At 70.5% G+C, this 12,739-nt stretch carries 9 protein-coding genes; all 9 read right to left on the minus strand.

Translation table 11 applies throughout. The features are described from left to right. Nucleotides 1-88: 88 nt before the first annotated feature. The 9 genes from ACZ3KJ_RS18375 to ACZ3KJ_RS18415 all read right to left on the minus strand — a co-directional run bounded on the left by ACZ3KJ_RS18375 (nt 89) and on the right by ACZ3KJ_RS18415 (nt 12,737). Nucleotides 89-442 (minus strand): WXG100 family type VII secretion target, encoded by a 354-nt coding sequence (locus ACZ3KJ_RS18375; protein ID WP_467528126.1) that lies wholly within the window; start codon nt 440-442, stop codon nt 89-91. Beyond that, nucleotides 435-878: a YbaB/EbfC family nucleoid-associated protein gene (locus ACZ3KJ_RS18380; protein WP_467528128.1), complete on the minus strand. Its 444-nt coding sequence runs from the start codon at nt 876-878 to the stop codon at nt 435-437. The genes ACZ3KJ_RS18375 and ACZ3KJ_RS18380 overlap by 8 nt, the downstream gene beginning before the upstream one ends. Before the next feature lie 162 nt (nt 879-1,040). Beyond that, nucleotides 1,041-1,919, minus strand: coding sequence for a type VII secretion system-associated protein (locus tag ACZ3KJ_RS18385; RefSeq protein ID WP_467528129.1), 879 nt, complete (start codon nt 1,917-1,919; stop codon nt 1,041-1,043). Nucleotides 1,920-1,994: 75 nt separating this feature from the next. Beyond that, nucleotides 1,995-5,867 carry a hypothetical protein gene (locus ACZ3KJ_RS18390; protein WP_467528131.1) on the minus strand — a complete coding sequence of 1,291 codons (3,873 nt, stop codon included), beginning with the start codon at nt 5,865-5,867 and terminating at the stop codon, nt 1,995-1,997. 92 nt (nt 5,868-5,959) lie between these two features. Beyond that, nucleotides 5,960-7,687 carry a hypothetical protein gene (locus ACZ3KJ_RS18395; RefSeq protein ID WP_467528132.1) on the minus strand — a complete coding sequence of 576 codons (1,728 nt, stop codon included), beginning with the start codon at nt 7,685-7,687 and terminating at the stop codon, nt 5,960-5,962. A gap of 321 nt (nt 7,688-8,008) precedes the next feature. Next, nucleotides 8,009-8,560 (minus strand): hypothetical protein, encoded by a 552-nt coding sequence (locus ACZ3KJ_RS18400; protein ID WP_467528134.1) that lies wholly within the window; start codon nt 8,558-8,560, stop codon nt 8,009-8,011. A 53-nt stretch (nt 8,561-8,613) separates the two neighbouring features. Next, nucleotides 8,614-8,904 (minus strand): WXG100 family type VII secretion target, encoded by a 291-nt coding sequence (locus ACZ3KJ_RS18405; protein WP_467528135.1) that lies wholly within the window; start codon nt 8,902-8,904, stop codon nt 8,614-8,616. Between the two features lie 83 nt (nt 8,905-8,987). After that, nucleotides 8,988-9,326, minus strand: coding sequence for a WXG100 family type VII secretion target (locus tag ACZ3KJ_RS18410; RefSeq protein ID WP_467528137.1), 339 nt, complete (start codon nt 9,324-9,326; stop codon nt 8,988-8,990). A gap of 60 nt (nt 9,327-9,386) precedes the next feature. Further along, complete coding sequence (locus ACZ3KJ_RS18415; protein WP_467528139.1) at nt 9,387-12,737, minus strand: right-handed parallel beta-helix repeat-containing protein; 3,351 nt, start codon at nt 12,735-12,737, stop codon at nt 9,387-9,389. Nucleotides 12,738-12,739 lie beyond the last annotated feature (2 nt).

The following is a 12,739-nucleotide window of genomic DNA, read 5'->3' on the forward strand; positions in this document are numbered from 1 at the left end:
CCGGGGACCGGTGACGCCGGCGCACGACGCCGACATGGCACGGTGCCGTGCCGTGCCGCGACGAGCGGTGTGCGCGGGTGTCGAAGCCTCAGGTGCCCATGCCGGAACCCAGGTTCTCCGCGTCTTCGGTCGCCCGCTGCTCGGTCTGCTCGTAGGCCTCCGCCATGTCCTGCACCTGTTCGGTGGCGTCCTTGAGCACCTTCGCGCCCTGCACCGCGGCGTCGATGGCCTTCTCGTGCGGGTCCCAGTACTTCTCGCGGAACTTCTTGCCGGTCTTGTCGTCGCCCCAGCACTCACCCAGCTCGTTGGAGCGGTCGACGAGGTCACGCCCCGCCGCGTCCAGCTTGCTCCAGATCGACTCGAGGGTTCCGATCGCCTTCTTGATCTGATCCGTGTCGACCCGGACGATTCCGCCCGAGGACGACTGCTGCTGCTCACTCACTGCGGTCGTCCCCCTTCGTCCCGCGGTACCCCTGGTCCACGTAGTCCCTCACGGCCTCGGGCATGGGGAGGTCCTCCGGCAGGAACGAGCGGGGGTCGAACTTGCCCTCCAGCAGGTCGGCGAGGGGAACCCCGCCGGGCATCATCCCGGTCACCGTCTCGGTCACCTTCTTGAGCGCCTGGGCGCGGGCCTTGTCGACGGTGGCCTGGATCACCCTGGCCAGGTCCTTGGGCGCCATGTTCCGGTAGGCCCCGGTGGGGAAGTCCAGTTCCGTGATCTGACCCTGGGCCCCCACCGTGACCCGCACCACCTGCCGGGGTGCCGTCGCCGTCGCCGTGACCGCGTTGATCTGCTGACGCGACTCGAACGCCTGGTCGCGCTGCTTGCGGTAGTCCGCCAGCAGCTCCTCGATCTGCTGATCGTACGGAGACGACATTCCGGCCCTCCCTGACACCAGGTGGAATCGATGCTTCGAAAGGCCAGTCAACCGGCCGACGGGACGCATCCCCACGTCACGGGCGGATGATGGACCTCCTGTACAGCGGGTTCTGCCTTCGTATCCGCATCCGCCCCGCGCTGCGCCGCCGGACGGGCCCCGCTACAGCAGGCCGCCCGTGTCCACGGACGTCGTTCCGCCGCCCGCCGCCCGCGGTTCCCGAGCACCGGTGGCGCCGGACGCGTCCGGTGCCACGGAGGCATCCGGCGCACCGTTGAGCATGCCGTCCACGGAGCCGTACCAGCTGTTCTCCCCCTCCGTCCGGGCCGCGGCCTCGACCGCCTCGCGCAGCGCGCCGGACTCGACCGTCATGCTGACCGGTCCCGACGCGTTCAGGTAGATCAGGTGCCCCTCGGGAAGCCGGTCGAGGAGCTCGGGGACCTTCATCGGCTGGAACGACAGGCGTCCCGCCGCGTGCAGGTGGTCGGGGGAGGTGAACACCGGGACGATGGGCGTCTCGTCGTCCGGTGCGACGGCGGACAGCAGTCCCCCGCCGGGCGCGAGGAACACCGCCACCTCCGCCGTGGCCAGGGTGTGGGTCACCGTCTCCGCCGGACCGTAGCCGGTGGCGGCGAGCTGTACCGCCTCGTCGACCGGGTCGGTCGGGTCGGGCCAGCCCATGGCCTTGGGAGAGGGCTGGTACTCCTCGTTGTCCTGCCATTCGACGATCTCGCCGTCGAGGTCCGAGCGCCACTGGCCGACGAGGGCCCAGTTCGGCGGCGTTCCCTCACCCGACCAGGCCGGATCGATCAGGCCGAGCCAGTGGTCGGGGGCTTGCCGGGCCGCCTCGCGGATGTGGTCCGGGACCGGCGGTATGTCACTCTCCGCGGCCTCCGGCTGCTGCGCCTGGGGGACGACGGCCTGTCCGGGGCCGGCGCCGGCCCCGGAGGACCCCGTGGCCTGCTGTGACACCGGCACGGTGGGGATGACCGGTTCGGCCTGACCGCCCGCCGTGTCCTTCCCGTTCGACTCGCTGCTCATCGTTTCGTCTCTTTCGTCTCTCGCTGCTTTCAGGGTGCGCCTGAACCGCCCGTCCGTCCGCCCGGTCGCCGGGCGTCAGCCGAACACGCCCGACCCTTGTCCGGCGCCGCCCCAGGCGTCTTCCTCCTGGCGCAGCAGATCGGCGACGCTCGTCTTGCCGTCCTCGTCCCGCGTCCTGCCCCTGCCCTTGCCCGCGTCCTCGTCCGCTTCGTCGGCGGCGGGGCGCCGGCGGCGGGCGGTGTCGGCGGGCGGCTCCTCGGGCTCGTCGACCGCGCACGACAACTCCATCGGAACGCCGCCGCCCGACACCTTCGGCCGCCAGGCCGGCCGCGCGGGCTCTGCGGGAGCCTGGCCGGCCGCGGCTGCCCGGGCGATGGCATACGCACCGGCCGCGACGGAGGTGGCGGCGGCCGCCTCCTGCCGGGCCTCCTCGGTGCCGGTGCCGGTGCCCGTACCCGTCCCCTGCCCGTGCCCTCCGAGCAGGGGGAACAGTGAATCGGTCGGGAGGTCCCAGGTCGTCGGGTCGTCCGCCGCGGGCGCCTCGGTGACCGAGACCTGCTGGACGGGCTCCTGGTGGGCGGTGTGCTGTTCGCCCTGCGCCTGAGGCTCCGAAGCCCCGGCGGCCGGTGCCGGGAAGACGGCCGCGGCCTGATGCCCGGGCGCCGCGGCCTCGGTGCGCGCGGGGGGTTGCGCCGCGTGCGCCGGAGGGGCTTCCCCGGCCGCGGGGTGGACGCCCGCCGGGTCGGCGGCGGCAGGCGGCTGTGCGGTGGCCGCCGTACCCGCTGGCGGCTGAGCGGTGGCCGCCGGCTGCGACACGTCCCACGCCGACTGCGAAAGGCCGTGGGACGGCTCGGAGCCCGACGCGCCGGGCTGCCCGGCCGGCCACTCGGAGCCGCCCCACAGCGCCGCCGAGGTGTCTTCGGTCCGCCCGGTCCGTTCGCCGCGCTCACCGCTTCTGCTGGTTCCGCTACCGCCCGCGGGCGCCCCGGGCACCAGGAACGGCATCACCGCCGGGAAACCCGCGGCGGGCTGCCCGGCCTGCGATGCGTACGGCTGGTCCTGACCGGACTCGTCCTCCGCCGACGGCGGCCACTCCGAGGTGGCCCCGGGGTGGCCGGCGCCCTCGCCGAGGCGCAGGTGCGCGTCGCCGGGCGACGTGCCGCTCGGCGACCCGATGGCCGGCCCGTCCGCCGTCGGAGTGCCCGCCCACGGCTCGCCCGTGGTGAACAGCAGACCGGACGCGTCGGAACGCTGGTGCTCGCGTTCGCCGCCCGCCGCACCGGCGCCCATACCGCCCGGCATCATGGGCATCATCGACGTGCCGGTGGCACCGGCGGCGGCCTGCGGCGAGGAATCGCCAGCCACCAGGTGCTCTTCACCGTCGTCCGGTAGATCCAGCCCAGGCCCACCGGCCTGGGCACCGCCGAAGACGTCGCCCGTGGAATCCTCGGCATCCGCCCTGTGAGCCCAGGGACCGGCATCGCCGCTCAGCAGTCCGGACGCGTCGGACCGCGCGCCGTCCTGACCGCCGGCACCGGCACCCGTACCTCCCATGCCGCCCATCGGCATCATCGGCATCATGGGCGTCATCGACGTACCGGCGGCATCCCCGGAAGCCGTACCGCCCGGATACGCACTGACATCGGTACCAGAAACCCCGCCGTCGGCAGACACGTCGGACAGACCTGACAGCCCGGACGCGTCGGTGGACAGGCCGGTCGACGGGAAACCGGACACATCCGCCGACCCATCCGACAACCCGGACCCGTCGATGGACAGATCCGTCGACGGGAAACCGGAGACGTCCGCCGATTCATCCGACAACCCGGGTGTCACCAGGTCTTCCTGATCCGGCAGCTGCAACTCGGACCCACCGGCACCGACACCGCCGGTCACCTCACCGGCCGTGTCACCGCCCAGATCGGACGAGCCGGTCCACGGAGTGACATCGCCGCTCAGCAGTCCGGACGCGTCGGACCGCGCGCCGTCCTGACCGCCGGCACCGGCACCCATACCTCCCATGCCGCCCATCGGCATCATGGGCATCATCGACGTACCGGAAGCATCCCCGGAAGCCGTACCACCCGGATACGCACTGACATCGGTACCAGAAACCCCGCCGTCAGCAGGCACGTCGGACAGACCCGACAGCCCGGACTCATCGGTAGCCAGATCCGTCGATGGGAAACCGGACACATCCGCCGACCCACCCGACAGCCCGGACCCGTCGGTGGACAGGCCCGTCGACGGGAAACCGGCCACATCCACCGATCCTCCCGACAACCCCGACCCGTCGGTGGACAGATCCGTCGACGGGAAACCGGCCACATCCGTCGACCCACCCGACAACCCGGGCGCATCGGTGGACAGATCGGTCGACGGGAAACCGGAGATGTCGGAAACCGAGCCCGTACCGGTGTCCGGAGCAGCGGTGCCCTCGGTGTTCACATCGGGCAGGCTCGTGTCCGGGAACCCGGCGATGTCGGCGGTGTCGGCGGTGCCCGGCGTGGTGGCCGAGTCCGAACCGACGGTTCCCTGAGTGTCCAGGCCCAGGTCCTCGGCGAACGGGGAAGGCGTGTCCACCGTAAGGGACTTGGTACCGGTGCTGCCGGTTTCAGAGGGGTCCGAGCTCGTACCCAGGGATGAGGAGGGGAAGGAGGCGATCTCCGGCATCGGGGAGACGGTGCCCTGGCTGCTGGGGTTGAGCGCCGCGTCCATGGCCGGATCCAGCTGTCCCGTGGAGGGCATGTCCGCCAGGTCGCCGCCGAGTGACGTATCACCGGAAAACGCCTCCGGGCTCAGGCCCGACCCGTCGTCCAGGGAGGCGCCCGAGCCGAGATCGGATGTGTCGAAGGGCGCCGGGGACACGGTCGCGTCCTGAACGCCGGGGCTGCTCGAAGTCGGGTCCGAGCCTGTCAGATCCGTCGCATCCGCTGAGAAGTCCTGGGCCGTGGGGTCCAGCGTCCCGCCGTCGGTCGTCAGACCGGTACCCGGGTAGTCGGCCAGGCCGGAAACGTCCTGGGGCGAGTTCCCGCTGTAGTCCGGTATGTCACTCCCGGTATTCAGCGCGCTGTCACCGTAGTCCGGTACGTCGCTCTCGGTGTTCAGCGTGCCGTCACCGTAGTTCGGTATCCCCCCGCCGGTGTACGGCATCCCGTCACTGTAGTTCGGCAGGTCACTGCCGGTGTACGACGTCCCGTCACCGTAGTTCGGCAGGTCGCTGCCGGTGTACGGCATCCCCTGACCGTAAGAGGACGTGTCGTCGTACGGGGTGGTGCTCGCCGGGTTGTCGGGGGAGGTCGGCTGGCTGACGGAGTCCGAGGTGACCTTGTAGTGCTGTGACAGGGCAACGAGCACCTGCCGCATGTCGTTGCCCATCATCTCGACGATCTTCTTGTTGGCGCTGACCCGGACCAGGCCGTTGCTCATCAGAAGGCTGGGGTCGATCTTCAGCGCCTGTTGGGCATACCACAAGTTGATGTCGTTGATCTTCGCCTTGGCCTCGCGCAGATGCTGAGCGTTGTTCGCCAGTTGCTGCGGGACGTTGTAGTCCCCGGTGATACCGCCGGACAGCACGTCGGACATGTCCTGTACCTGCGTCGAGAGCTGGGTCATGGCGGATTTCAGGGCTGTTGCCGCCTCACCCTGCCACGGTCCGTTCTCGCCCGTCAGCTGCTCGGTCTGGTCGCTCAGGACCTGAGCGACGTCCTGCAACACCTGCTGCGTGTAGTAGAAGGTGTTGGCCGCCTCCTGGACGGTCGCCGGATCGGAGAACTGCGCGGCCCGCTCCTGGTTGTGACTGTCGCCTACATAGGCGGCGCCGCCATTGATGGCCGCCATGATGTGCTTCCAGTCCCAGCCGCTGTAGTCACCGCTGGTGTCTCCGCCGTCGGTGGCCCAGACACCGCTCTCCTCCTCCGAGAAGCCAGGGACGTCGTTGCCGGCCATGTCTCCGCGTTTCCCTCCGCCATACGCTTGTATGAATCCCAGGTCTACTGCATTTGCCGGCCCGGCCGGTCACCGAGGCGGGCGTCAGCCGTCTAGAAGCCGGGCAGCACCCTCGGCTCCGCCGGACTGTCCAGCGTGGCCTCGGGCAACTGCTGCCCCAACGCATCCGCCGGCACCGACGCCACCGGCCGCGCCAGACTGTCCTGCGTAGCCTCAGGCAACTGCTCCCCCGCCGCCCCCGACGTCTGCGGGTGCACCAACACACGGTCCAACGCGATCCCGGACGACTGATCTCCCGCCGCCCCCGACGTCTCCGGGCGCGCCAACACACGGTCCAACGCAATCCCGGACGACTGATCCCCCGCCGCCCCCGACACCACCGGCCGCGCCAAACCGTCCTGCGTAGCCTCGGGCAACCGCTGCCCCAACGCATCCGCCGGCACCGACGTCTCCGGCCGCGCCAACACACGGTCCAACGCAATCCCGGACGACTGATCCCCCGCCGCCCCCGATGTCTCCGGCCGCGCCAACACACGGTCCAACGCGATCCCGGACGACTGATCCCCCGCCGCCCCCGACACCACCGGCCGCGCCAAACCGTCCTGCGTAGCCTCGGGCAACTGCTGCCCCGACGCCCCGGAGAGGGCAGGGTTCGCCGCGCTGAACTGGCCCTGACCCACTTGGCCCTGCGTGGTCTGGTACCCACCCGCGTACCCACTGCCCGCACCCGGCGCGTAGCCCGTCGTCCCGTTGTAACCCGACGTCGAATAGTTGCCGGTCGTCCCCCCGTAACCCGACGTCGAATAGTTGCCCGTCGTCCCGCCGTAACCCGACGTCGAATAGCCGTTCGTCGTCGGCACACCACCCGTTGTCGAATAGTTGCCGGTCGTCCCCCCGTAACCCGACGTCGAATAGGCACCCGACGTCGACGGCACACCAGCCGACGTCGAATAATCGCCCGTCGTCCCGTTGTAACTTGACGTCGAATAGTCGCCGGTCGTCCCGCCGTAGCCCGACGTTGAATAGTCGCCGGTCGTCCCGCCGTAACCCGACGTCGAATAGCCGCCCGTCGTCCCGCCATAACCCGACGTCGAATAGCCCTCCGTCGTCGACGTGCCGTCCGTCGTCGAGCTGTTGCCCGTCGTCGGGTTGTCGGGCGATGTCGGCTGGGAGATGGAGTCCTTGTTGACCTTGTAGTGCTTGGCCAGGGCGATGAGCACCTGCCGCATGTCCTCGGTCATCATGTCGACGATCTTCTGGTTGGCGCTGACCCGGACCAGGCCGTTGCTCATCATGAGGTCGGGATCGATCCTGACGGCCTCCTTGGCGTACCAGACGTCGATGTCCTTGATCTTCGCGATCGCCTCGTACAGGTGCTGCGCGTTGTTCGCGAGCTGCTGCGGCACGTTGTAGTCCCCGGTGATACCGCCCGAGAGCACGCCGGCCATGTCGAGCGTCTGCTGGGCGAGCCTGGACATGGCGGAGCCGAAACCCGTCGCCGCCTCCCCCTTCCAGAACCCGTTCTCGCCGACCAGGGTTTCGGTCGTGCTGGACAGGTAGTCGCCGACTTCCTTCAGTACCTCCTGCACGTACCAGAAGGTGTCGGCCGCGTCCTGGACGGTCTGCGGGTTGGAATAGCCCGCTGCCTTCTGCGCGAGGCTGGAACCCGTGTAGGCCGCGCCACCGGTGATCGCGGCCATGATGTGCTTCCAGTCCCAGTCGCTGTAATCGCCGCTGGTGTCACCCGTCTCGTCGGGGAAGACACCGTCCTCCCCCTCGGTGAAACCAGGTACGTCACCGCTGTTGCCGTCGTCGGCCATGATTCCGCGCTCCCGTCGCGCAATGCCAATAACGCGCAACGCCCTTCATCGGCGTCACGCTGCCACATCATTCACGAGGCGCCCCGCCGGTCACGGGGCGCTGTTGTCCGTCATTCCGGGTGGCCGACGACGGCCGGCCGATCGGCGACTGTGTGCCGACGGTGTCAGCCGCCTTCTCCCGGCAGTCGTGACCAGGCAGGGCGCGACCGCGGGCGGAGACGGGCCGGAGCAGCCCGGTGACACGTCACCGGGCCCGCCCCGGTGGACGTCGACGCCCGCGCTTCCCGCTCCGGCGTGCGCACGCCGCCGCGATCGCCACGATCAGAGCGGGTCCGACTGCAACGCCTGAAGGTCCGTCGCCGCCGTCGTCAGCAGGGTCTGCAGATCATCGCCCCCCTTCTGGTTCAGCTCCTCGATCGTCGAGTACTTCGTGGCCAGCGTGCGGAGGTTGCTCGCGGTGTCCATCAGCGCCTGGCGCAGGTGGTGGAGGGCCTTGGTGTAATGCGGCCGCAGACCCTCGTCACCGGTCACCGCCGCCTTGAGCTCCTCGGCCTCCTTGAAGGCACCGGGCGCGATGTCCTTGAGCTGATCGACCCGGGTCCAGGCGGTACCGACGTTCTCGGCCAGCGTGTCGAGGTTGTCGGCGTAATTCTTGAGCACCTTGGTGTCGACCCGCACGTTGCCGTTGGCGTCCGTGGAGACGCCCGGTATCGCCAACCCGGGGAGGGTGGGGAGCTCGGACTGGTCGATCGTCCCCGTGCTGTCGTCGGAGTACGTACCGCCGCTGTACTGCTGCGGTTCCTTGGACGTGGTGTCCTGGTTCTGGTTCTGGGCCTCGTTGTCCCTGTCGCTATAGAAGCTGCGGTCTCCCACCGTTGGTCACCTCCCGTCCGTCATCGAGGTTGCGGCCCCTTGTCGCCAAGGTGTCACGACTCCCAGAGGTTCACGCCGTACTTCTCACCGTGCAGGTAGTGCTCGGTGATCGTTCCCAGCGACGCGGTGGCTATCCGGGACTGCTGCTGCATGGCCTCCGCGGCCGCGTCCCACTGGGCCTTCGCGACGTTGTAGGTCTCGCGCGCGTCGCTGCTCCACTCCGCCAGGCGCTGCTTGGAGGAGTCGTCCAGGTTCCTGATCATCTCCTGGATGTTCTTGGTGATGGTGTCCATCTCGCCCGCGACGAACTCCATCTGCGAGAAGCTGACCTCGTACGTAGCCATGCTCGTTCCTTTCGTTCGGAAGCCTTGTGATCTGACCGGTCGGCCGGTCCGTGGACCCCGCGCGGGTGCGCGCCGGCGCCTGCTCAGAATCCGGGCAGACCCGCGCTGATGGCCTGCTGGAGGGAGCTCGCCGAGTCGGTCGTGCTGGTGTGCACCCGGTCGTACGTGCCGGTCTGCGCCTCGAGCTTGTCGGTGACGATCTGAAGCTGCTTCTTGACGGTGGCGCAGTTCTCCAGCCACGTGTTGAGGGCGCCGATGAAGGTGGCCGCGGCGTCCCCCTTCCAGCCGCCCTCCAGGGTGGTCGCCTGGCTCTGCATGTTGGTGAACGCGCTGCCGGTCTCGGTGAGCGCCTGCTCGAAATGCGGCAGCGCCGCCCGCATTCCCGCTACGTCGACCGTTGTCGGCTGGGCCTCGGCCATCATTCATCCCTTCTTCGACTGGGCGGTGCACCGGGGTGTTCCCCGCGGCACCCTCTGCTGCGCTCAATCCTGCGCGGTCGCCGCGGCCGCGAGGAACGGTGAGCGGTCTTCGTTGCCTGCCGGTACGCGGAGCTGTGCCCGCGTGTCACCAACGGCCTCCGGCACCGGGGCGGAGTGCGGTGCCGGGATGTCGCGGGGCCGCAGGGCGGGCGCCTTCGACCGCTCCGCGATACGGTCCGCGATACGGTGCGCGCCCCAGGCGCCGTCGGCGGGCGGCCGGGCGGCCAGCAGCTCCGCCAAGGCGGCGCGGGTGCCCTCGCCGAGCTGGTGGCCGCGCGCGGCCAGGCGGCGGCAGACCAGTTCCGTGAGGTCTTCGGGCCCGTAGCCGGGCAGATGCAGGTACTCCGCGAAACAGCGGGCGGCGGCGCTGCCCTGCGGCAGCGCCTCACGGAGCCCGGTGGGCGTCGCCCGCAGGACCATCGCGGTGTGCGGGAAACGGTCCGCGGCGGCCACCACGGCGGCCCACACCGCTGCCCGCTCGTGAGCCGGCCGGGCGGTGAAGGCGGCGTCCAGGGCGAGTTCCAGCACCCCGCCCTCGGCTTCGGCGAACAGCGTGGCCGCATGGGCTCCGGTCTGGTCCGCCCACCGGGCCGGGACCTGCGAGAGCGCCGCACGGTGCACTGCCCCGTTGGGCAGGATGCCGGTCTCCGCAAGGCACTTCGCGTACAACGTGGACACGGCGCGCCGTCCGCTGCCCTCCTCACCGATGAGGGCGACGTTGGCGGCCGGGACGATCGGCCCGCCGTCGCGGCGCGCCGCGACCAGATCGTTGGTGCGCTTCAGCAGTGCCGCCCGCACGTCCCGCAGAGCGCACAGCCCGGCCAGGCGGCGCATGGCGGGCGGCGGCTCGCTGAGCGGCTGGAACCCCGCCGCCTGGTGCGGGGCCGGCTCCGGCTCGGACTCCGGTCCGCCGGCGTCGCCCTCCGGGACCGGGCCGATGTCGGCCGCCTCCAGACGGCCCAGCGCGGCCGTGTCGCGCGGCGGGGCGACGGCGAGGCGCGACGCCTGGTTGCTGATCATGGTTTCGAAGAGCGAACGGGCGACACGGCCGTTGCCGAACGTCGGTCCCTTGGGGATGTTCTCGAAGTACCGGGTGAGGGCGTCCAGGGCGGAGTCGTCGAGTTCGTAGTAGTGCTTGGTGCACAGGCCCTCCACGATGGTGACCAGTTCGTCGACCTCGTAGTTGGGGAACTCCACCGTGCGGGCGAAACGCGACGCCATGCCGGGGTTGGACTCCAGGAACTGGTCCATCTGCTCGGAGTACCCGGCGACGATGACGACGATCTCGTCGCGATGGTCCTCCATCAGCTTCATCAGCGTCTCGACGGCCTCCTGGCCGAAGTCGGGACCACTGCCCTTGGACTGGTTGGTGAGCGTGTACGCCTCGTCGATGAACAGCACACCGCCGAGAGCCTTGTTGAACACCTCGGTCGTCTTGATCGCCGTTCCGCCGATGATCTGGGCGACGAGCCCTGAGCGGGAGACCTCGACGATGTGTCCCTGGCTGAGGATGCCGAGTTCGGCCAGGACGGCGCCGTAGAGCCGGGCCACGGTGGTCTTGCCGGTGCCCGGCGGCCCCGCGAAGACCAGGTGACGGCTCATCGGCGGCATGGGCAGGCCCAGTTCCTCGCGCCGCTGCGTCATCTTGTTGAGGTTGATCAGACCGTTGACCTCGCGTTTGACGCTTTCCAGTCCGACCAGTGCCTCGAGTTCGGCGAGCGGTCCGGTGCCGGGGGAGCCGGAGCGCCGCCCGGCGCCCGCCGCCTCGTCCTGCCGCTTGTCACCGCGGGAGGGGGCCGGCGCGCCGGACAGCGGCTCCCCGTGGTCCTCGCCGCCTCTGAGCCGGTTGACTCCCGTGCCGCTGTTGTCGGCGACCTCGCAGCGCTGGATGCCGACCAGCTCGTCGGAGTTGCTGCGGACACCGTCGCCCACGTTGTCGACGATCGTGCAGTCGCTGAGGTCCGCTCGGCCCGACGCCTGGATGTTGACGCCGTGCCCCTTGGCGTCGTGCACCCGGCAGCCGGCCGCGGTGAGGGTGCCCCCGCCCAGCACCCTGGCCCCGTCGACCGAGGAACCCACCAGTTCGCTGTCCCGCAGGACCACCTCCCCGTCGGTGCCGACGAGCACGCCGGCGTCCACGACGGTGGACGACTCCGCCTCGGCCCGTGCCCCGCCGGAGACCGCGATGCCCCAGTCGCCCGCGGCACGCAGCCGCACACCGTCGAGCCGGGCGGTGGCACCCTCGTTCAGTTCCACGCCGGTGCCCTGGTGGATGTCGAGGTCGCACTGCCGCAGTTCCAGGCGGGCGGAGCCCGACACGCGCAGCCCGGCCGAGCCGTCCTGGACCGACAGTTCCTCGAAGGCCGCGGTGGCGCCGCCGCTCAGCTGCGCCGTGCCCCGGGCGGCCCCGCGGACGCGGAGCCGGACCAGGGCCGCCTGGCTGCCGTCCTCGACCAGCACGGCCAGCGGGGTGCCGGTGATCGCGCAGTTCTCCAGGCGCGGCCGGGAGCCGCCGGTCACCTGAAGCCCGCTGGTGGTCGCGGAGTCCAGCGTGCAGTCCCGCAGCAGGGGAGCCGCTCCACCGCTGATGTGCACCGACTGGCCGCCCGACCCGCTGAGGGAGCACTCGGTGAACGTGGTCAGGCCGGTGCTGGTCAGATACGCATCGAGGCTGGTGGACCCGGTGACGGTGACGCGCATCAGTTCCGCCTTGGCCTGCTGCTCCACCACGACTGCGGGCTTCTCGCTCTTGGTCACGGTGGTGGACTCGACGGTGACACCGCCCTGCCCGTTGACGCAGATGCCGTTCCCGCCGACGCGTTCGAGGACGCAGTCGCGCACGGTCAGGCGCCCGTTCTCGGCGACGACGACCGCGGAGGAACCCAGGTCGGTGAGGGTGGTGCGCTCCACGGTGTTGGCGGTGGGCGCGGTCACGACGATCCCCGCGCCGCCCGGATTGCTCGCCCGGCAGTCGCGGATCGCCAGCTGACCGGCCTGCCAGGCGATCACCGCGGCCCACGCCCTGCCGGCCACGGTGCAGCCGTCGAGTGCCGCCTGGCCCCGGCGGACGTCCACGACGGCGGCGTTCGCGTCGGAACCGGCGAGCGTGAGGCCCGACAGCTGCACCGCTTCGGCGTCCACGACGACGGTGCTGCCCACCGGTGACTCGAGCCGCACGCTGCCGGGGTCGCCGTCCGCGGACAGGGTGACCGCGCGGTTGAGGGTCAGGGCCTCCTGGTAGGTGCCCGGGGCGATGGAGATCAGCGCGCCCTCTCCGGCGGCGGCCAGCGCCTGGGACACGGTGCGGTAGGCGCCGGGGTGGGTCATCGAGACTCTCAGGACCTGCCGGTTCACGG

It is taken from the genome of Streptomyces sp. NPDC003248, from assembly GCF_055563235.1.